The organism is Pseudarthrobacter phenanthrenivorans (assembly GCF_036455295.1).
GTDB lineage: Bacteria > Actinomycetota > Actinomycetes > Actinomycetales > Micrococcaceae > Arthrobacter > Arthrobacter phenanthrenivorans_C.
Map to the genome: position 1 here is coordinate 26,946 of NZ_JAYXNX010000019.1, position 18,503 is coordinate 45,448.

Here is an 18,503-nt window from a genome sequence, read left to right on the forward strand (position 1 = left end):
CCGGCGGCGGAGGCCGGCCGGCACCGAGCCCCGTCACTTGGTTCGGAGCGCCTTCCCATGCAACGCAATGCCGCCCCACACGGCCAGCAGCAGCGCCACCAGAAGCAGTCCCGCATCGCCCAGGTCAATGGACGCCAGCCAAGCCGTCACCGGATCATGCAGGCTGAAGGCGGCGTGAAAGAAGCCGGCCAGCGTCATCACGGCGACGAACAAGGCCGAGACCGCGGAAATGCCGGTGACGGCAGCATTGAAGCCAAGTTTCTGCCGCGGATCATCGAGCGCGGAGCGGTACATGCGCATCATCGCCATGCCGTTCACCGAATCGCACAGCGTCATCGCGGCAGCGAAGGCGAGGGGCAGCGCGAGCAACGCAAAGGGAGGCACCCCGGCCAGGGACGCCGCCGTCGTCATCATCAGCAGTCCGATGGTGGTGGCGGTATCGAAACCCAAGCCAAACAGGAAGCCAATGACGTAGATGTTGCGCGGCCGCCGGACCTTGGACAACGGACGCGCCAGGAGTCGTGCCACCAGTCCCTGTGGCTCCAGGTCCCGCGCTGTGACGGCGGCGCCGTTCCGGGAGCGGCGCAAGGCAGCGGCCGCACGGGCGAAGGCGGAGCCGTTGAACAGCCCCATGGCCAGCAGGAACAGACCGGACACTCCGCTGCCGATCAGCCCCAGCACCAGGTTCCCGGCGGTACCGTCCTGCATCAGGCCACCGGCCATGGAGGCACCGGCGATCACCAGCACGCCTGCGAGCGTCACCACCGAGCTGTGCCCCAGGCTGAACGCGAAGCCCACGCTGACAGGGTCCTGCCGCTGGGCCACAAAGGTACGGGTCGAGTTGTCGATCGCTGCCAGATGGTCCCAGTCGTAGCTGTGCTTCACGCCGGCCAGGTAGGCGGTAAGCACCAGGCCCCACGTGAGCGCCTGCGGTTCGTCGTCGCCCGCGTTGCCTGCGAGCAGGAGGACGACGGCGGCAGCGTGCAGCGCGGCCACCGCACCGAAGGTGCACAGCACCCGGGTCCGCAGCGGCAGGGCGTCCCGGTTCCGGTAGAGGGCGCCGATGCTGGTCATCAGTGCTTCCTCAGGTCCAGCGGTCCCTGGCCGTGCCAGCGTTCCCGGAGGAGGCTGGTGCAGGTGCCGAGCAGGCGGTTCAGTCCACCGGTGCTGTTGGAGAGGCTTCGCAGCACCAGCCCGGTAGTTCCTCCGGCGGCCCGGGTCAGCGAGATCCCGGTCAGCGCGTCGAAGCCCGCGGTGAGCCTGTGCAGTTCGTCGGCGAGTGCCTGGTCCGCCCTTGCGTCCACCACCACCAGCGAGCCCAGATGGCTGTAGCCTTCCATGAAGCCGAGCCCAGTGATGTCGCCGAGGGGTGGCCGGATCAGCAGGTTGTCCAACACCAGCAGCTGCGTGCCACGGCCTGTTTCAACCCGGATCTCGTTGCGCAGCCGCACTTCCTCGTACCGGAAGGCTGCCCCGTCGGGAGACCAGCCCGGGGTTACCACCTCTGCCATGACCAGCGACGACGACGGCCGCAAGGTCACCGAGGTCCGTTGCCGGTAGCTGGCTTCCCGGTAGGCGATGAGCTGATCGGGCATAAGTTCCAGCCGCGCCCCCTCCCCCAGCCGCACGGTCATGCACTGCTCGGCAAAAGACCCGGGGGTCCGGTAAACCTTGGTAGCGGACTGGGTGGTCAGCAGCAGGTCAGCGCCGTCCCCGACTTCAACATCGAGGAGAAAGAGATCCGCCCCCAGATAAGCCCCACCAGGATTCACAAGGACATAACAAACCTGCCCGGAGTCATCAAGGTAATGCGGGCGTATAACCCTGAGAGCACCCTCATGGAACTGTCGTGAAGCGATGGACCTATAGCCGCGCGCCGTGATGCCCAGCGCCAATCGCCCTCGCACTGGGCGATCAGCGGTCGCGGATGAAGGGGGCCGCGGCGTGGCGGGCACCGCGGAGCGGGCACGGCCCCCTTCATCCGCGGGCGCCGCCCAAGGTGAGTCGACGACGGAACTGCTGAACGTCATGCCAGGTCGAGCATCAGGACGTCGTGCCGGATCCATTCGATGACCTTGTCGAGCCCCTCGTCAGTTTTGAGGTTGGTGAAGCAGAAAGGCTTGTTTCCGCGGAACTCTTTGGAGTCCCGTTCCATGACGGCGAGATCCGCGCCGACGTGGGGGGCGAGATCGGTTTTGTTGATGATGAAGAGGTCGGACTTGATCATGCCCTGGCCGGCTTTGCGGGGGATTTTCTCGCCCTGGGCCACGTCGATGATGTAGATGGAGAAGTCGACGAGTTCGGGGCTGAAGGTGGCGGAAAGGTTGTCGCCGCCGGATTCGACGAAGATGACCTGCAGGTCCGGGTGCCGGGCCTTGAGTTCCTCGATGGCGGCAGTGTTCATGGAGGTGTCTTCGCGGATGGCGGTGTGGGGGCAGCCGCCGGTTTCGACGCCGATGATCCGGTCCACGGGGAGGATGCCGTTGGCGGCGAGGATTTTGGCGTCCTCGATGGTGTAGATGTCGTTGGTGATGGCGGCCATGGAGATCCCGCCGCTCATGTGCCGGGTGAGCCGTTCCACGAGCTGGGTCTTGCCGGCGCCGACGGGCCCGCCGATGCCGATTTTGATGGGTTCAGTCATGGTGTTCCTCCTGCTAGCTCATGAACATGCGGGCACGCTGGCGTTCGTGCCGCATTTGCGAAATTTCCAGTCCGGGGCTGACGGCCCCAAGGTCGTCCAGCGTGAGGCGGCCGATCGTGTCGGTGGCGGCAGCGACGTCGTCGTGCGCCTTCCGCAGCACCCGCTGCCCGGCGTTCTGGCCGAGCGGGATGGCACGGACGGCGTTCTGCGTCAGGGATGTCACGGTGGCGAAGAGGTAGGCGGCGAGAGCTTCCTGCAGCGGCACCCTGAGTGAACGGGCGACGACGGCGAACGCCAGCGGCTGGTGCCCGGCGGCCCGGCCGGTGGCCACCAGGTCCCGGTACAGGTCCAGCGCAGGCGAAGGAAACACCTCCGCCCCGATCTCCAGCAGCCGCGACCCCATTTTCACGCTGGCCTCCCGAACCTGCCGAGGCAAAAGCGAAGCAGAAAGAAGAGCGTCCAACTCCCCCAGCTCCGCACCCTCATAGAACAGCCGAATAGCCAACCCATCCGAGTAGGTCAGCGACTGCGAGACAAAAGCAGAGAGCCAGTTTCCAAAGGACCGTTCATCAAAAACGAGCTCCCAGTCGATGTACGTCTCAAACCCAAGGGAGTGCGCAAAAGCCCCAGTAGGCAAAGCAGAATCGACCAACTGTTGAAGAGCAAGCTGGTAACTGCTCACCGCACTGCCGCCCAACGGGACGGAGCATCGCGACGGCCCGGTTTGGGGGCCGCGGCGTGGCGGGCACCGCGAAGCGGGCACGGCCCCCAAACCGGGGCGGCGCACCCAAGTGACACCTCCCGTGGAGCGCGCAGCGCGGCGACAGGGTTACTAGTGCGAGTGCTCAGCATGGCGGAAAGGCACAGGGAGGACGCGTTCCTGGCGGGTGTAGGGCACGGAGTTGTGGCGGAGGTAGTCCTCGACGGTGTGGTCGTAGGCGCACACCATGACGTCAGCTTTGTACTCGCTCGACTCATCAAAGAACTGTGCCTGGAGGTGCCGGTTGCCCAGGGAGTGTGCGGTGACGCCCATTTCGTGGATGGTGCGGGGCGCGATGACCAGGACGTCGGTGGGAAGCACCGAGACGACGATCATGTTGGTTTCCTCCACGTGGAGGATGTCTCCATCGCGGAGGTCCCCAGAGCCGGAGTGGAGCCGGATGCCGATTTCCTTGCCGTGGTCGGTGGTGGCGCGCTGGATGCGTTTGACCAGTGAGGCGTTGGGCAGCACCACCTTCTCGCGGTGCAGGCCTGCGAAGGCGGCGGCTTCGGCCTGGGACAGTTCGTGCAGGTTGCCGAGGACTTTGTCGATGATCATGTTGTTTCTCCCGGGCTCTAGAACAGGAAGTACCGCTGTGCCATGGGCAGCACGTCCGACGGTTCGCAGGTGACGTCCTCGCCGTCGACCGTCACTTGGTAGGTTTCCGGATCCACCTGGATGTCAGGGGTGGCGTCGTTGTACTTGAGGTCGGCCTTGGAGAGGTTCCGGATGCCGGCGACGGGCCGGATGACCTTCTCCAGCCCCAGTTCCTGGGGCACGCCGGCCTCGATTGCGGCTTTGGACAGGAAGGTGATGGAGGACTGCTGCACGGCCTTGCCGAAGGTGGCGAACATGGGGCGCATGGTCCGCGGCTGCGGGGTGGGGATGGACCCGTTGGAGTCCCCCATCAGCGCGTAGGCGATCTGGCCGCCCTTGAGCACCAGTTCAGGTTTAACGCCGAAGAACGCAGGATCCCACAGCACCAGGTCGGCGAACTTGCCCACTTCCACGGACCCCACGGAGTCCGCGATGCCCTGGGCGACGGCGGGGTTGATGGTGTACTTGGCCACGTAGCGCTTGAGGCGGAAGTTGTCGCTGTCCGCGCTGCCGTGCATGCCGCCGTCGTTGTCTTCCAGAACCCCGCGCTGCTTCTTCATCTTGTCCGCCACCTGCCAGGTCCGGGTGATCACTTCGCCCACCCGGCCCATGGCCTGGGAGTCGGAGGACGTAATGGAGAAAATGCCCAGGTCCTGCAGGACATCCTCGGCGGCAATGGTCTCGGCACGGATGCGGGAATCGGCGAAGGCCACGTCCTCGGGAATGTCCGGGTTGAGGTGGTGGCACACCATCAGCATGTCCAGGTGCTCTTCGATGGTGTTGCGTGTGTACGGCAGCGTGGGGTTGGTGGAGGCGGGCAGGACGTTGGGCATGCCCGCGATCCTGATGATGTCCGGGGCGTGCCCGCCGCCCGCGCCCTCCGTGTGGAAGGTGTGGATCACGCGGCCGTCGATGGCGCGGATGGTGTCCTCCACAAACCCGCACTCATTCAGGGTGTCGGTGTGGATGGCCACCTGGACGTCGTACTCGTCGGCCACCCTCAGCGAGGTGTCGATGGAGGAGGTGGTGGCGCCCCAGTCTTCATGGACTTTGAGCCCGATGGCGCCGGCGCGGATCTGCTCGGCGAGGGGTTCGACGGCGGACGCGTGGCCTTTGCCGAACAGGCCGATGTTCATGGGCAGCCCCTCGGCCGCCTGCAGCATCCGTTGGATGTGCCACTTCCCGGGGGTGACAGTGGTGGCTTTCGTGCCCTCGGCGGGGCCGGTGCCGCCGCCGATCATGGTGGTGACGCCGCTGGCAAGGGCGGTGGGGACCTGGTCCGGGGAGATGAAGTGGATGTGGGTGTCGATGCCCCCGGCAGTGAGGATCTTCCGCTCCCCCGCGATGATCTCCGTGCCGGAGCCGATCACGATGTCCACGCCGTCGGTGATCTGCGGGTTGCCGGCCTTGCCGATTTTGAAGACGTGGCCGTCCTTCAGGGCTACGTCGGCTTTGTAGATCCCCGTGTAGTCGAGGATCACTGCGTTGGTGATGACGGTGTCCGGAATGTCCTCTTCGCGGGTGGCCTGGCCGTTTTGGCCCATGCCGTCGCGGATGACCTTCCCGCCGCCGAACACCACTTCCTCGCCGTACACGGTGCGGTCCTGCTCAATCTCGAGGAACAGGTCGGTGTCCGCCAGGCGGATTTTGTCACCGGTGGTGGGCCCGTAGAGGTCTGCGTACTGTCGGCGCGGAATCTCGAAAGTCACTTGCCATTCCCTTCCGCAGCGGACCCGGACTGGTGGGTACCGCCGTCGAGCTTTCCGTTGACCGCGTTGCTGAGTCCGTACACCTCGCGCGCGCCTGCCAGTTCGATGAGCCGGACGCTGCGGGAGTCGCCGGGCTCGAACCGGGCTGCCGTTCCTGCCGGGATGTCCAGCCGCCGGCCGTACGCAGCCTGCCGGTCAAAGGACAGGGCGGCGTTGGCCTCGGCGAAGTGGAAGTGGGAGCCCACCTGGACGGGCCGGTCGCCGGTGTTGGTCACGGCAACCTCGATTGCCTCCCTGCCGGCGTTCGCGGTCACGGGATCCGGCCGCAGGACGTATTCGCCTGGAATCATGGCTGCGCTCCTCAGCGGATGGGGTTGTGGACGGTGACCAGCTTGGTGCCGTCCGGGAAGGTTGCTTCGATCTGGACGTCGTGGATCATCTCCGGGACGCCTTCCATCACATCCTCGCGGGTGAGCAGCGTGGTGCCGTAGCTCATCAGGTCGGCAACGCTCCTGCCGTCCCGGGCGCCCTCGATCAGCTCGTAGCTGATGATGGCCACGGCTTCGGGGTAGTTGAGCTTGAGGCCGCGCGACTGCCTGCGCCGGGCAAGGTCGGCGGCCACCACGATCAGGAGTTTTTCCTGCTCACGCGGCATCAGATGCATGGGGTTCCCTTCGACGGCCTGGGGCGTGCTGCCAGAGTAGGCGGGTCACGTTTCCACCAGGTTTCAGGAGTATCAGTGAAGGCCGCCCGCCTGCTGGTTCGCCTCGCTGAGGCGGCCCAGGATTTCGTCGCTGGACTGGATGGGCTGGCGGTAGGTGGCGGAGAGGATGCGGAGCATATCGGCGGCGTCCTGGTCGGCTTCGGAGGCCATGGCGTCCTTGGCGTACGTGACCCGGATGTTGTGCGCGAACGCGTCCGCGGCGGTTTGGGCGATGCAGTTGTGGGTCGACACGCCGGCGAGTACCACTTCCCCGGCGCCCCAGTTCCGCAGCCGTGCCAACAGGTTGGTGCCCACAAAGCCGCTGTCCCTGGTTTTGTTCAGCTGTGGAAGGTCCTCGGTGATGAGGCCCGGTACCGATTGGGCCTGCTCGCTGCCGCGGAAGATGAACCCCTGGTCATCTTCGAGCATGCTGAGCGTCCAGGTGGACTTGTCCCGCTCGTGTTCGGTTCCCACCAGGAGGGTTTTGTGTCCGGCGGCCTTGAACCCTTCGAGCAGCCGGTTGCACTCACTGACCACCCGTTCCTGCTGGGCCGCCAGTTCGGGCGTTTCGAAGAATGCGTTCTGCATGTCGATGACCAGGAGGGCAATCATGTGGGCACCTTTCCTCGTTGAGCCGGTTTCGGAAAGGTACCCCTCCGCGTCCGGACAAAACGTGCACCTACCGGAACACGGGGGCTCCGGAAGGCGGTTTCAGGGTGCCGATTCCCGGATCTTCAACTCGAATCCGGCCTCCACGTGCACGCCCTGCGCGGATGTTTCCCGGGCGGCGATCCGGTCCAGCAGCAGGCCGATGGACCGCTCGGCGATCTCCTCCATTCCCGGGGACACTGTGGTCAGCGGGGGTGAAGCGAAGCGGGCCTCATCGATGTCGTCGAAGCCGGCCACTGCAACCTCCCCCGGCACCTTGACGCCGCGGATCAGCAGTTCGTGCAGAGCACCCAGGGCCAGGACGTCGTTCAGCCCAAAGACGGCGTCGAACTCAACCCCCGCTTCCAGGAGGCCGGCAACGGCGGCGGCACCGGCGTCACGGCGCCATTCGGCGGGGGCGACCAGTCCGGCGTCGAACGCGATGCCTGCATCTTCCAGCGCCTTCCGGTACCCGTTCAGGCGAAGCCCGGCGCTTCCGGCGGACTCGTCCGGCCGGGCGCCGATCACGGCAATCCGACGACGGCCGCCGGCCAGCAGGTGCCGGGTGAGGGCAGCCGCGGCTTCCCCGTTCTTCATGGTCACCAGGTCGAAGCGCAGATCCATGATGTGCTCGCCCAGCATCACCAGCGGTTTCTTGCCCGCCCGGGCCGCGATGGCATCCGCATCCGCCACCAGTGGCGTGAACAGCAGACCATCCGTGAGCTGCCGGAAAGTCCCCTGCAGGGCGCCGAGCTCGGCGGCAACCCCCGCATCGGACTGCTCCACGATCACGCGGTAACCGCGACGGGAAGCGGCCTTCATCAGCTTGGACGCCAACTCCGCGTAGTAGGGCGCGGAGAGGTCGGAGAGGACAAGGCCCAGCATGGACGTCTTGCCGGACCGGAGGCTGCGGGCGGTGAGGTTGGCTTCGTAACCCAACTCGGCGATGGCGTCCTGCACCCGTTGCTTGGTGGCCGGACGGATGAATTCGTAGTCGTTCAGGACGTTGGAAACCGTCTTGAGTGAAACGCCTGCCGCCCTCGCCACATCGTTCATGGTGACGGCCATTAACGCTCTTTTCCAGCCTTCGCGGCTGCCTTGGCGGCCTGCTTGCTGGCGCGTACCCTGGCCAGGGATTCCGGGTCGACGATGTCCGCCACCGACAGGTAGCTGCCCTCGTCACCGTAGTGGCCGGCGGCTTCACGCCACCCCGGCGCGTCGAGGCCGCGCTGCTTGCCCAGGAGCGCCAGGAAGATTTTGGCCTTCTGGTCCCCGAAGCCGGGCAGGGCCTTGAGCCTGCGCAGCACCTCCGCGCCGTCAGGCGAACCCTTGGTCCAGATCGCGGCGGCATCGCCGTCCCACTCGTTCTGCACCGCCTCGGCGAGCGCCTGCACGCGGGCAGCCATGGAACCGGGGAAACGGTGGACGGCGGGCCGTTCCTTGAACACTTCGACGAACGCAGCGGGGTCCTGCCCAGCGATGGCTTCCGGCTTCAGTGAGCCGATCCTGGACCTGATCTTCTCAGGCCCGGCGAACGCGGACTCCATGGTGACCTGCTGGTCCAGCAGCATGCCGGTCAGCAGGGCGAAGGCGTCCTCACTCAGCAACTTGTCCGCGGCAGGGTCCCCTGTGATGTGCAGTTCCATGCCGTCCATCCTCCCACCTGGGGGCCGCCGTCGTCTTACTCCCGGATCAGGCGTCCACAGCCAGCCGGATCATGGACCAGGACACGGCGGGGAGCTCCGCTGTGAGCCGGCCGCCGTCAACGTGGGCGGTGCCGTTTCCGGACGGCAGGACGGAGGTTGAATCATCGGCACTGGCCTGCCAGTACGGATCCTTGCTGGCATAGGTGAGGGCCTCCACCACCCGGACCTTGCCCAGCGCGGCCACGGCGGCATCCAGGGTGAGGGCGTCGGTGGCGGATCGGTTCACGGCGAACACCACCGCCTCCCCCTTTTCCGCGTCAAAGGTGGCGACGGCGGAGAGCGCCGTGACGTCCGCCGTCGTGCCGCCGCTGACCAGCGGGGATTCGACGGCGAGCTGCAGGACGGTACCGGAGGCGTGGCGGGACGTAAGCGCGAACGGGTGGAAAGTGGTTTGTTTCCAGGACCTGCCGCCGGGCTCGGTCATGATAGGCGCGATGACGTTGACCAGCTGCGCCAGGCTTGCCGAATGGACGCGGCCGGTGTTCCGGAGCAGCGTGACCAGGAGGTCCCCCACCACCACGGCGTCCGCCACGGTATAGGTGTCCTCCAGCAGGACGGGGGCTACGGGCCAGTCATTGCCCGTGGGCACCTTGGATTCGTCGCGGCTCATGTGCCACACGTTCCATTCGTCGAAGGAGATGTTCACCTGCTTGGCCGACTTCTTCACGGACTTCACATGGTCGATGTGGCTCACGAGGTCGCGGATAAAGGCCTCCATCCTGTGCCCGGCGGTGAGGTGTTCCTGCAGGTCGCCGGAGTCCTCGAAGTACTGGTGCGCCGAGACCAGGTCCACCAGCTCATAGGTTTCGGACAGGACAACGCGCTCCCACTCGCCAAAAGTTGGCATGGTGGGTCCGGAGCTGCCGCAGGCCACCAGTTCCAGGCCGGGATCGATCATGCGCATCCCCCGCGCCGTATCAGCGGCAAGGCGGCCGTACTCCAGGGCGTCCTTGTGCCCGATCTGCCAGGGACCGTCCATCTCATTGCCCAGGCACCACATCCTGATCCCGTATCCGTCAGCAGCCCCGTTGGCCCGGCGCTGCTCCGAAAGGGCCGTGCCGCCGTCGATGTTGCAGTACTCCACGAGGTCCAGCGCCTCCTGGAGTCCCCGCGTACCGAGGTTGACGGCCATCATGGGCTCCGCACCGGCCTTGGCCGACCACTTGGCGAACTCGTCCACGCCCACCTGGTTGGGTTCGGTGGAGTGCCAGGCAAGGTCCAGTCGCACGGGACGCTGGCCTGCCGGACCCACGCCGTCCTCCCACCGGTACCCGGACACGAAGTTGCCGCCCGGGTAGCGGACCGTGGAGACGCCCAGTTCGCGGGTCAACTCCAGGACGTCCTTGCGGAAGCCGTCCCCGTCGGCGTCCGGGTGGCCCGGCTCGAAGATGCCGGTGTAGACGCACCGGCCAAGATGCTCCACGAAGGCACCGAAAGTACGACGGCGGACGGGCCCAACAGTGAAGGAGGGATCGACGGTGATTTTTGCTGCGGCAGGTCCAGAGTGGGTCACGGAATATCCTCGGCTTCAGTTTTTACAACGTTATAGAAATCTATTCTTGGGTGCTCCGTTCCAAGCGTCAAGAACTTTTTCCGGCATCCTCCAGCCCATTATTTGCAGCGGCCGGGACAGGCTCCGGGGCCTGGCCTGCGCTGATGCCGCGGACGGCGTCCGTGCCGGGGTTTCCAAGTACCGGCTGCCGGGAAAAACAGGTACCGGTTACGCATTCGCCGGGGCCTCTGCGCCAACTAGGTTTTTCCCAGAGACAAGAAGACCTGTTCTGGCTCTCGGTACTTGGCTCACTAGGGGGTGTGAGACTGGATATGCACGTACGACAGGTAGGCCCAGGCTTCCCGGTCCATCGGACGCGGGTAACAGGCGGGGCCGGCGACGAGGAGTCCTTCGAGACCAAGGACTCTCCCCCAGCCGTCGCCGGCCCTTTTGACCGCCCCGGAACCCGCGCCGGCCACCCACCCCTGCAAGCCGCCGCCCACGGGCAGGCCGCAGCCGGGAACCCGGCGCTTTTGCTGGACCTTGTCAACGGCGCCCACTCACTGGCCGACTCGCTGGACCTTCTGGTTGCTGCTGCGGCAGGACATGTAATGCGGACCGCGGGCCTGGAGGTTGGCTGCGGCCTGGTGCTGCACCAGCCCAAGCGGGGTCCGGCCATTGCGGGTACCACCGGTGACGTGGTCCGACTGCTGGAGTGGGAACGGGGCACGGCCGAGGGGCCGGCCACAGATGTCATGGCCGGCGGCCACCCCGTGGCGGTGCTCCAGAGGAACGGCGATTTCCGCTGGCAGCGCTATTCGGACCAGCTGCAGTCGTCCGGCTACGGCAGTTCCCTGGCTGTGCGGCTCCGCCTGGATGCCGGGGCGCCGGTGGACGACGGCCTTCCCGGACACAGCGAGCTGGGCCAGTCCAGCGCCGCCCTTGCTTTCTTTGCGCATGAAGCAAAAGCCTTCCCCCTCCAGGTCATTGCCGAAGCCCGCAGCTTCGCGGTCCTGGCAACCAAGAGCCTTCAGATGGCCATCAATATGCACACCGCCCGCTCGCTGGCCACCGACCTGCGCTCGGCCCTGGACAGCCGAACCTCCATCAACGTGGCGTGCGGGGTGATCATGGCGCAGAACCGGTGCTCCTACCAGGAGGCGTTTTCCATCCTCGCCAAGGCGTCGAGCCACCGGAACATCAAGGTGCGCAAGGTGGCCGAAGACCTCTTGGACAAGCTGCCGGAAGGTGCGCCGCGCTCACACTTCGGCCACTGACCGCCGGGCCCGTTGGGGCTACTCCGCGTGGCGTCGGCCTATCCGGCCCGGGGGGAAGCTGGCGGCGCAGTACTGGCACGGACCACGAGTTCCGGCGCCACCACCGTGGAGCTCACCGGGGCGCCGGACTCGATCTCCTTGAGCATGATGTCCATGCAGCGGCGGCCCAATTCCTCGAAGTCCTGGCGGACGGTGGTCAGCGGGGGCGTGAAGTACCCCGCTTCAGGCTGGTCGTCGAAGCCCACCACGGAGACGTCGTCGGGCACCCTGACGCCCGCCTCGGTGAACGCGCGCAGCACGCCCAGGGCCATCTGGTCGTTCCCCACGAAAATGGCCGTGGCAGTGAGCCTGGAAGCAAGCCTGCGGCCGATCGCGTAGCCGCTGCCCGCACTCCAGTCCCCTTCCACCAGCAGGGATTCGTCCAGGCCCGCCTCGCGCAGCACCGCACGCCATCCCTCCGCACGCTCGGCACCGTCCGTCCAGTCGGGCGGACCTGCAATATGTCCGATCTGCCGGTGGCCCTCCCTGACAAGGTGTTCGACGGCGAGCCTGGCACCCGCGCGCTGGTCCACCATGGCCCCGCTGACCTTCGCGCTCCCGGCGGAGCCCACAGCCACCACGGGGACGGGAAGGTTCATCTGCTCCAGCACGGCGAGGGTGTCCGAGTGCGGCACCAGCACCGCGATCCCGTCCACCGCCTGGTCCATGAAGTGGCCCACGGCGTTGGAGATCGCGTCCCTGCTGACCTCCCGCAGGGCAGCGATGCTGACAAAGTAGCCCGCGTTGCGGGCGGCATGTTCAACCCCCAGCAGGGTGTTGGCCGGGCCGTACTGGGAAAGTTCGCTGGCCAGCACCCCGATGGTCTGCGAGCGCCGGGTGACCAGGCTCCGGGCCGCGGTGTTGCGCCGGTACCCCAGTTCCGCAATGGCGGCCTCTACCTTTTCCCGTGTCGCCTTGCTGACGTTGGGGTGGTTGTTCACCACGCGGGAGACGGTCTGGTGGGAGACGCCCGCTATTTTGGCCACGTCTTCCAGGCGCGGCATCCGGCCCTTGCTGGTATTTGCCATGTGCCTATTGTGCCTGCTCGGCGGCGCTTCTCCCGTGGTAAATGGCGGCGGCCGGAATGCGGCGGAATCCTTGCGCGGCACGGGCACCCGGAGAAGGATGAAGGCACCCCCCGTTTGCAGAGAAGGAGCCGGTGGAATGACCAAGTACCTGATCTCTTTTCCCAGCGCAGCCATGGACATTCCCGACGGCGGGCTGCAGGAGGTTGCCGACGCAGCGCACGCAGTGGTCCGGGAGGCAAAGGACGCCGGCGTCTGGGTCTTCGGCGGCGGCATTGACGAGAGCGTCCCGCCCGTCATGGTCAGCGGCAACGGAACCGTAAGTGAAGGGACCTATCCCCAGACGGCGCACATCGAGGGTGGTTACACCGTGCTGGAACTGCCCAGCTACGACGCCGCACTGCACTGGGCCGCCAAGATCGCCGCCGCCTGCCGCTGCGCGCAGGAGGTGCGCGCCTTCCAGTATGATCCCGCCAGCTAGTGGAAGCGGGGCAGGTGGACCTGGAGTATCCGTTTGCCGGCCGCTGGCTGGTGCAGAACTCCCCTGCGGACCGGGTGCCCAGCCACGGAACAGAGCTGTTTGGCGCACGCTGGGCCATCGACTTCGCGGGAGGGGTGGCTGGGGCTGGCCGGCAACCACGTGATCATCGAAGGCACGGGGGCGTTCATTGCCCTGTGCCACCTGAAGCGTGGGAGCGTCTGCGTGCGGCCCGGGCACCCCGTCGGGGTTGGTGACGCCATCGGCGCCTGCGGCAATTCCGGCAACAGCACCGAGCCTCATCTGCACGTCCAGGCCATGGATTCGATGGATCCGGGGCGGGCTTCCGCTATTCCCATCTCATTCCCCGGTGGACTGCCGCGGAACGGGACGATTGTCTCCGCCTGAGAAGGGGATTTCATGACAACCCGCGTCTAACCGCTTAAAGCGGAAAGTCCGCCGTCGTACGCGGCGGACTTCCGAAGTAACTGTGGGTGGGCCCTGTGGGGCTCGAACCCACGACCCACGGATTAAAAGTCCGATGCTCTACCAACTGAGCTAAAGGCCCCTGCCGGTCAGTCAAACACGCTGTGTCCGCCCGTCCGGCCCAATCCATTTCTGGACGTTAATACTCTAACCCATGGTTCCGGCGTCTTCGCACATGCTCCGGACGCCGCCGTCGGCCGCTTCAGGCCACCCTGCCGCGGCTCCCTGCGCAGGTGTTGGCGGCAGTCCGGATGCTCGATTTCCGTTGCCGCACAGGAGTAGCGTGGGGGCATGAGCGAGCAAGCAGGAACCAGTCCGTACGGCGGCAGCAACCGGCACCACAAGCCCAAGCCATTCGCGCCGATGGACTTCGAGCCCTTCGCAGGCGGTGCCGACCCCGCCCGGGTCTCGGAGGCCGCCCACCTTGCCGCCCAGGCCCTGGTGCGCCATGGCCGTGACAGCGACGATCCCCAGGTGACCGAACGCCTGGTGCGGCTTGCCGACGAGCAGGGCCTGGAGGCCATTGCCGAGATGTGGGCCGAAAGCCCCGCCCGCTCCCTTCCCGGGGCACTGTGGCGCCTGTACGCCCTGCGCGCGGCCACCGTCCAGGACCCCGAACGCATCTCGGTCTATTTCCGCGCCGGCAAGGACACAGCGCAGGTCTCCAACGTGGTGGCCGGGGCTGCGGAGCCCCCGGGGGCCGACGAAATGCGCAGCATGGCGGACGCCATCCTCTCCGGCGCGTTCGACGGCGACTTCGACGTCGCGCTGGAACGTTCCGCCGCGTTCTGCCGCGTGGTGGCGCTCGGCCAGGCCACCCTCGCCGACGGCGCCGAGCACGCCAACGAAGCCCACGCCAGCAAACTCACGCGCAACTCCCACCAGCTGGTGAAGACCGCGGAGGACCTGGAGCACGCTGCCAACGCGTGGCGTCTTGGCGAACTGGACTGAGCCGGCCGGGGCAAAGGCCGCTTCTTTCCGGGACAAACCGGGCCCCCGCTGTCAAGATTGACTTGCACGGGGTGAAGTAGAAGACTGAAACCGGTGCCGAGCCGCGAAACCCCCGGGCTTCAACAATTAGCCGCCTAGAGCGGCCTACCGCCGAGAGGCGTATCCGGTTCGGCACCATTTTTCTGCCCTCTTCCAGGGGCCGATTCAGAGGGTGCAGTTAAGGGCCGGTAGAGTAGGCGACAGCTGCCCGCCGGAGTCAAGTCACACGGCAGCAGCCCCCGCCCTGATAAGTCCCCGGAGACCGGTAAACACGTGAAGCTGCGCCTTTTTCCCCAGGAGCCCGCAGGGCTGAACCTGCTCTCTCAGATGGCACAACAGATCGTGCTGGCCAGCGCCACCCTCGCCGAGATCCTTGGCGTACCCGCGGACGAGCACGGCGGCCTCGTGGAAGACATGCACAACATCGAGGCCAAGTCCGCCGAGCTGCACTTCGCTCTCCTGACCCACATGCGCACCAGCTTCGTGAACCCCCTCCCCCGCGAAGACATGTACGCCCTGTCGCGGTATCTCAACGAGGCCATGGAAAAGATGGACGCCGCTGCGGAACTGGTGGCCCTGTACAAGCTTGACCGCTTGCCCAGGCGCGCGGCGGACCAGCTGGAAATCATCAGCCGCCAGGCCGAACTTACGGTCGATGCCATGCGCCGGCTCAATGACCTCGATGACCTCGAGGACTACTGGATCGAGATCCTGCGCCTTGCCAAGCGGGCCGAACGGACCCACCGCGTTTGGGTGGCGGACATGATCGCGGACATGAAGTGGGCCCAGTACTCCCGCAACAGGGACATCGCCAACCAGCTGGTGGAGGTCACCAAGGACATGCGCCGGGTGGCCACCCAGGTAGGCAGCATCATCGTCAAGGAATCCTGAGGTGTCGGCGGTCATCTTCGCCGCGGTGGTCCTGCTGGCGGCGGTCTTTGCCTTCCTGAACGGCTTCCGGGACGCGTCCACCTCCGTTGCCCTTGCCGTGCGGAACAGGGCCCTCACTCCCAGCGTGGGCATACTGCTCGCCACGTTCTTCAACTTCGTCGGCGCCCTCCTGAGCGCCATGCTGGCCGTCGCCGCCAGCCAGACCTGGATCAGTCTTCCGGCCGGAAGTGACGGGCTCTCCATCCTGGTGGCGGGGCTGGCGAGCGCCTGCGCCTGGGGCTTGCTGACATGGCACCGGGGCATCCCGGCGTCCTCCACCCATGCCCTGGTGGGCGGCCTTGCCGGAGCAGGCCTGGCCAGCCTGGCCATCGGCGGTCCGGGAGTGGCCGGCGTCGACCAGTCGCTCCTGTTCCAGGTGGTGTTGCCGCTGGTGCTGTCTCCGCTCGTGGCCTACAGCGGTTCGTTCCTCCTCGTGTACCCGGCCACGTGGGTGGCCCGCTACACGCAACCCAACGTGGTGAACCAGCGCTTCCGCCGGGGCCAGGCGGTTGCGGCAGGTGCGGTGGCCTTCGGCCACGGCCTCCAGGACGGACAGCGTGTCAGCGCGGTGCTCCTGCTGGCTCTCCTGGCGGCCGGGCATTCCGACGGCGGGATCCCGCCATGGGTGGCAGCGCTCTCCGCCGTGATGATGACGGCCGGCACCCTGTTCGGCGGCTGGCGCATTTCGCACACCATCGGCTACAAGATCACCAGGATTGATCCCCTCCGCGGCTCCGTGGCCCAGACCTTCAGCGCGCTGATGCTCTTCGTGGGCGCCATCGGGCTCCATTGGCCGCTGTCCACCACGCACACCGTTACGGCGGGAGCGCTGGGCGCCGGAGAGAACCAGCATTTTTCGGTGACCAACCGCAAGCTTGTCATCCGGATCCTGTGGTACTGGGCCCTCACGCCCCTGGCCACGTGCGCGCTGGCCTTCGTGCTGGCGCTGGCGCTGTCCCCCATCTCCATCTAGTCCTGCAACCGGGGGCGCAGTTCCCCTATACAGGCCAAAAGCCGTGACGTAGATTCGAAAGTGCGTCCCGGTCACGGTGCCGGGGACCTGGCCGTCCGCGCCGTGTGCAGGGCTCTGGACGGGCGCCGCTGCAGCAACACGGCGGCTTGGATGCACATCGCGGAAAAGAGCAGGCGCCATGTCTCTCCCGTATTCCCGAGGTCCGCTGCCCCAGCCCCGGCAGCTCCAGTGCGAGGCCTGCGGAACCGAGAACCAGCTGACCATCCACGCCATCACGGCGATCGGTGCTGCCGGAGGGGATTTGGTCACCGTCTCCTACACCTGCAACGACTGCAGCCTCTTCCAGGAACACACCGCCTACGCCACGGACGTGGCAGCTGCCCTGAACCAGGTCCGCTGGATGGCCAAGGTGGTCCTCTTCGGGGACGACTACATCCACTGCGGCTTCCCCATGGAGGAAGCGGAGTTCGAGGTGGAGCGGCTCTGCTACCGCAGCAGCAACACGGGCAGCGGGCTCAACGCGGTGTCCCTGCCCACCCGGGTCCTGCGCTGCCACTGCGGGTTCCAGCTCGAAGTGCCGGAGTGAACACGCCGTACCGGAGTGAACCGCCCGGCCCAGCTACAGCTGGATGGCCTCTGTCCCACCCTGTGCGGCCATGAGGACGGTTGCCAGCTCTTCAGGTGACAGGTTCGCGGCCGCGCAGAGCTCAGCGTGCGCGATTCCGGAAGCGGAGGCCTTGCGGACCGCCTGGCGGAGGGACTCCTGGGCGTTGTCCAGTTCCCACTGCATGCTTTCAAGGAGCGAGCTGGCCCGCCAGACCACTGACAGGACATCCTCCTCGGCAGCGGCCGCCGCCACCGCCAGGTGGGGTTCGAGTTCCGGGGCCAGGGGGCCTGCCGCAAGGGGTCCCGTCAAACTGGCTGCTGCGGCGAAACCCTCCGCCGGCAGCACGGGATCCGACAGCACTGAGTCCTGCAGTACGGCATCCTGCGCCGCTGCGCCTGCGCCCGCCGCAGGCAGGGAAACCGTAAGCTGGGTGCCCAGGGGGCTGCTGGCCGTCTGCGTCATGGCAAAACTCCTTAAGCTGGCTTACTACTAGTCCCGAAAGTATCTAGTTCAGCGTACTAAACGGGTTGGCAGATAGCCAACGGGAGCGGCGTCTATCCGAAGCGTCCGGAGACGTAGTCTTCGGTGGCCTTCTGGACCGGGTTGCTGAAGATGGTGTGGGTATCGCCGTATTCGATCAGCTTGCCGGGCTTGCCCGTGCCGGCGATGTTGAAGAACGCGGTCTTGTCCGACACGCGCGCCGCCTGCTGCATGTTGTGGGTCACGATGACCACCGTGTACTGGTCCTTGAGCTCATTGATCAGGTCCTCGATGGCCAGGGTGGAGATGGGGTCCAGGGCAGAGCAGGGCTCGTCCATGAGGATCACCTGCGGCTCCACGGCAATGGCACGCGCAATGCAGAGCCGCTGCTGCTGTCCGCCGGAGAGCCCGGAGCCGGGCTTCGCCAGCCGGTCCTTGACTTCGTTCCACAGGTTGGCACCCTTGAGCGAGCGCTCCACCAGGACATCGGCCTCGCCCTTGGAGATCTTCTTGTTGTTCAGCTTCACGCCTGCCAGCACGTTGTCCCGGATGGACATGGTGGGGAACGGGTTGGGGCGCTGGAAGACCATGCCGATCTGCGAGCGGACGGTCACGGGGTCAACCCCGGGGCCGTACAGGTTGTCGCCGTCGAGCAGGACCTCCCCCTCCACGCGGGCGCCGGGGATGACCTCGTGCATGCGGTTCNCACGGGGTCAACCCCGGGGCCGTACAGGTTGTCGCCGTCGAGCAGGACCTCCCCCTCCACGCGGGCGCCGGGGATGACCTCGTGCATGCGGTTCAGGGTGCGGAGGAAGGTGGACTTTCCGCAGCCGGACGGGCCGATGAACGCGGTGACGGACTTGGCCTCGATGTTGATGCTGACGTCCTCCACGGCGAGGAAGTCGCCGTAGTACACGTTCAGGTCCTTGACGTCGATGCGCTTAGACATGGTGTTCCTTCAC

Annotated in this window: 21 protein-coding genes, 1 tRNA gene and 1 pseudogene; 7 read left to right on the plus strand and 16 right to left on the minus strand. The window is 66.4% G+C overall.

What is annotated here, in order from left to right:
- Positions 1-33 precede the first annotated feature (33 nt).
- From VXJ37_RS18505 to arfA, 12 genes are all read right to left on the minus strand, one after another.
- Positions 34-1,074 (minus strand): HoxN/HupN/NixA family nickel/cobalt transporter, encoded by a 1,041-nt coding sequence (locus VXJ37_RS18505; RefSeq protein ID WP_331324504.1) that lies wholly within the window; start codon positions 1,072-1,074, stop codon positions 34-36.
- Positions 1,074-2,030, minus strand: coding sequence for an urease accessory protein UreD (locus tag VXJ37_RS18510; protein ID WP_331324505.1), 957 nt, complete (start codon positions 2,028-2,030; stop codon positions 1,074-1,076). The genes VXJ37_RS18505 and VXJ37_RS18510 overlap by 1 nt, the downstream gene beginning before the upstream one ends.
- Positions 2,027-2,641, minus strand: a complete 615-nt coding sequence (gene ureG / locus VXJ37_RS18515; protein WP_331324506.1) for an urease accessory protein UreG — start codon at positions 2,639-2,641, stop codon at positions 2,027-2,029. The genes VXJ37_RS18510 and ureG overlap by 4 nt, the downstream gene beginning before the upstream one ends.
- Before the next feature lie 13 nt (positions 2,642-2,654).
- Positions 2,655-3,323, minus strand: coding sequence for an urease accessory protein UreF (locus tag VXJ37_RS18520; RefSeq protein WP_331324507.1), 669 nt, complete (start codon positions 3,321-3,323; stop codon positions 2,655-2,657).
- A gap of 150 nt (positions 3,324-3,473) precedes the next feature.
- Positions 3,474-3,959 carry an urease accessory protein UreE gene (ureE, locus tag VXJ37_RS18525; RefSeq protein WP_331324508.1) on the minus strand — a complete coding sequence of 162 codons (486 nt, stop codon included), beginning with the start codon at positions 3,957-3,959 and terminating at the stop codon, positions 3,474-3,476.
- 17 nt (positions 3,960-3,976) lie between these two features.
- Positions 3,977-5,707 (minus strand): urease subunit alpha, encoded by a 1,731-nt coding sequence (ureC, locus tag VXJ37_RS18530; RefSeq protein WP_331324509.1) that lies wholly within the window; start codon positions 5,705-5,707, stop codon positions 3,977-3,979.
- Positions 5,704-6,057 (minus strand): urease subunit beta, encoded by a 354-nt coding sequence (locus tag VXJ37_RS18535; RefSeq protein ID WP_331324510.1) that lies wholly within the window; start codon positions 6,055-6,057, stop codon positions 5,704-5,706. Before VXJ37_RS18535 ends, ureC begins: the two co-directional genes overlap by 4 nt.
- An 11-nt stretch (positions 6,058-6,068) precedes the next feature.
- Positions 6,069-6,371, minus strand: coding sequence for an urease subunit gamma (locus VXJ37_RS18540; protein ID WP_159634196.1), 303 nt, complete (start codon positions 6,369-6,371; stop codon positions 6,069-6,071).
- Between the two features lie 72 nt (positions 6,372-6,443).
- Positions 6,444-7,022, minus strand: a complete 579-nt coding sequence (locus tag VXJ37_RS18545; protein WP_331324511.1) for a cysteine hydrolase family protein — start codon at positions 7,020-7,022, stop codon at positions 6,444-6,446.
- Positions 7,023-7,121: 99 nt separating this feature from the next.
- Positions 7,122-8,126, minus strand: a complete 1,005-nt coding sequence (locus tag VXJ37_RS18550; protein WP_331324512.1) for a LacI family DNA-binding transcriptional regulator — start codon at positions 8,124-8,126, stop codon at positions 7,122-7,124.
- Complete coding sequence (locus tag VXJ37_RS18555) at positions 8,126-8,713, minus strand: HhH-GPD-type base excision DNA repair protein (RefSeq protein ID WP_331324513.1); 588 nt, start codon at positions 8,711-8,713, stop codon at positions 8,126-8,128. The genes VXJ37_RS18550 and VXJ37_RS18555 overlap by 1 nt, the downstream gene beginning before the upstream one ends.
- A gap of 37 nt (positions 8,714-8,750) precedes the next feature.
- A complete protein-coding gene (arfA, locus tag VXJ37_RS18560) occupies positions 8,751-10,277 on the minus strand; it encodes an arabinosylfuranosidase ArfA (RefSeq protein WP_331324514.1) in 1,527 nt (508 codons plus the stop codon).
- A 311-nt stretch (positions 10,278-10,588) separates the two neighbouring features.
- On the opposite strand from arfA, the gene VXJ37_RS18565 reads away from it, so the two are divergent.
- Complete coding sequence (locus VXJ37_RS18565; RefSeq protein WP_331324515.1) at positions 10,589-11,533, plus strand: ANTAR domain-containing response regulator; 945 nt, start codon at positions 10,589-10,591, stop codon at positions 11,531-11,533.
- Positions 11,534-11,571: 38 nt separating this feature from the next.
- On the opposite strand, the gene VXJ37_RS18570 is transcribed toward VXJ37_RS18565, so the two are convergent.
- Positions 11,572-12,600, minus strand: coding sequence for a LacI family DNA-binding transcriptional regulator (locus VXJ37_RS18570; protein WP_331324516.1), 1,029 nt, complete (start codon positions 12,598-12,600; stop codon positions 11,572-11,574).
- 136 nt (positions 12,601-12,736) lie between these two features.
- On the opposite strand from VXJ37_RS18570, the gene VXJ37_RS18575 reads away from it, so the two are divergent.
- Both VXJ37_RS18575 and VXJ37_RS18580 read left to right on the plus strand, forming a co-directional pair.
- Positions 12,737-13,078 (plus strand): YciI family protein, encoded by a 342-nt coding sequence (locus tag VXJ37_RS18575; protein ID WP_331324517.1) that lies wholly within the window; start codon positions 12,737-12,739, stop codon positions 13,076-13,078.
- A gap of 99 nt (positions 13,079-13,177) precedes the next feature.
- The gene (locus VXJ37_RS18580; protein ID WP_331324518.1) at positions 13,178-13,483 is read left to right on the plus strand and encodes a M23 family metallopeptidase; all 306 of its coding nucleotides are present in this window, start codon (positions 13,178-13,180) and stop codon (positions 13,481-13,483) included.
- 87 nt (positions 13,484-13,570) lie between these two features.
- On the opposite strand, the gene VXJ37_RS18585 is transcribed toward VXJ37_RS18580, so the two are convergent.
- Positions 13,571-13,643, minus strand: a tRNA-Lys gene (locus VXJ37_RS18585).
- 209 nt (positions 13,644-13,852) lie between these two features.
- On the opposite strand from VXJ37_RS18585, the gene VXJ37_RS18590 reads away from it, so the two are divergent.
- The 4 genes from VXJ37_RS18590 to VXJ37_RS18605 all read left to right on the plus strand — a co-directional run bounded on the left by VXJ37_RS18590 (position 13,853) and on the right by VXJ37_RS18605 (position 17,040).
- Positions 13,853-14,512 (plus strand): hypothetical protein, encoded by a 660-nt coding sequence (locus tag VXJ37_RS18590; RefSeq protein WP_141944395.1) that lies wholly within the window; start codon positions 13,853-13,855, stop codon positions 14,510-14,512.
- A 312-nt stretch (positions 14,513-14,824) separates the two neighbouring features.
- Positions 14,825-15,442: a DUF47 domain-containing protein gene (locus VXJ37_RS18595; protein ID WP_331324519.1), complete on the plus strand. Its 618-nt coding sequence runs from the start codon at positions 14,825-14,827 to the stop codon at positions 15,440-15,442.
- A gap of 1 nt (position 15,443) precedes the next feature.
- Positions 15,444-16,454, plus strand: a complete 1,011-nt coding sequence (locus VXJ37_RS18600) for an inorganic phosphate transporter (protein ID WP_331324520.1) — start codon at positions 15,444-15,446, stop codon at positions 16,452-16,454.
- A gap of 178 nt (positions 16,455-16,632) precedes the next feature.
- Positions 16,633-17,040 carry a hypothetical protein gene (locus VXJ37_RS18605; RefSeq protein WP_307309611.1) on the plus strand — a complete coding sequence of 136 codons (408 nt, stop codon included), beginning with the start codon at positions 16,633-16,635 and terminating at the stop codon, positions 17,038-17,040.
- Positions 17,041-17,073: 33 nt separating this feature from the next.
- Here VXJ37_RS18605 and VXJ37_RS18610 read toward each other — a convergent pair whose 3' ends face one another.
- Positions 17,074-17,523 (minus strand): hypothetical protein, encoded by a 450-nt coding sequence (locus VXJ37_RS18610; RefSeq protein WP_331324521.1) that lies wholly within the window; start codon positions 17,521-17,523, stop codon positions 17,074-17,076.
- Positions 17,524-17,615: 92 nt separating this feature from the next.
- A pseudogene (locus VXJ37_RS18615) lies at positions 17,616-18,490 on the minus strand (phosphate ABC transporter ATP-binding protein).
- Positions 18,491-18,503: the final 13 nt, after the last annotated feature.

What these genes read in the sequence shown, in the direction of transcription:
- VXJ37_RS18505 (WP_331324504.1), bottom strand. Translation starts at nt 1,074, where the DNA reads ATGACCAGCATCGGCGCCCTCTACCGGAACCGGGACGCCCTGCCGCTG.
- VXJ37_RS18510 (WP_331324505.1), bottom strand. Translation starts at nt 2,030, where the DNA reads ATGACGTTCAGCAGTTCCGTCGTCGACTCACCTTGGGCGGCGCCCGCG.
- ureG (WP_331324506.1), bottom strand. Translation starts at nt 2,641, where the DNA reads ATGACTGAACCCATCAAAATCGGCATCGGCGGGCCCGTCGGCGCCGGC.
- ureE (WP_331324508.1), bottom strand. Translation starts at nt 3,959, where the DNA reads ATGATCATCGACAAAGTCCTCGGCAACCTGCACGAACTGTCCCAGGCC.
- VXJ37_RS18535 (WP_331324510.1), bottom strand. Translation starts at nt 6,057, where the DNA reads ATGATTCCAGGCGAATACGTCCTGCGGCCGGATCCCGTGACCGCGAAC.
- VXJ37_RS18540 (WP_159634196.1), bottom strand. Translation starts at nt 6,371, where the DNA reads ATGCATCTGATGCCGCGTGAGCAGGAAAAACTCCTGATCGTGGTGGCC.
- VXJ37_RS18545 (WP_331324511.1), bottom strand. Translation starts at nt 7,022, where the DNA reads ATGATTGCCCTCCTGGTCATCGACATGCAGAACGCATTCTTCGAAACG.
- VXJ37_RS18550 (WP_331324512.1), bottom strand. Translation starts at nt 8,126, where the DNA reads ATGGCCGTCACCATGAACGATGTGGCGAGGGCGGCAGGCGTTTCACTC.
- VXJ37_RS18555 (WP_331324513.1), bottom strand. Translation starts at nt 8,713, where the DNA reads ATGGACGGCATGGAACTGCACATCACAGGGGACCCTGCCGCGGACAAG.
- VXJ37_RS18565 (WP_331324515.1), top strand. Translation starts at nt 10,589, where the DNA reads ATGCACGTACGACAGGTAGGCCCAGGCTTCCCGGTCCATCGGACGCGG.
- VXJ37_RS18570 (WP_331324516.1), bottom strand. Translation starts at nt 12,600, where the DNA reads ATGGCAAATACCAGCAAGGGCCGGATGCCGCGCCTGGAAGACGTGGCC.
- VXJ37_RS18575 (WP_331324517.1), top strand. Translation starts at nt 12,737, where the DNA reads ATGACCAAGTACCTGATCTCTTTTCCCAGCGCAGCCATGGACATTCCC.
- VXJ37_RS18590 (WP_141944395.1), top strand. Translation starts at nt 13,853, where the DNA reads ATGAGCGAGCAAGCAGGAACCAGTCCGTACGGCGGCAGCAACCGGCAC.
- VXJ37_RS18605 (WP_307309611.1), top strand. Translation starts at nt 16,633, where the DNA reads ATGTCTCTCCCGTATTCCCGAGGTCCGCTGCCCCAGCCCCGGCAGCTC.
- VXJ37_RS18610 (WP_331324521.1), bottom strand. Translation starts at nt 17,523, where the DNA reads ATGACGCAGACGGCCAGCAGCCCCCTGGGCACCCAGCTTACGGTTTCC.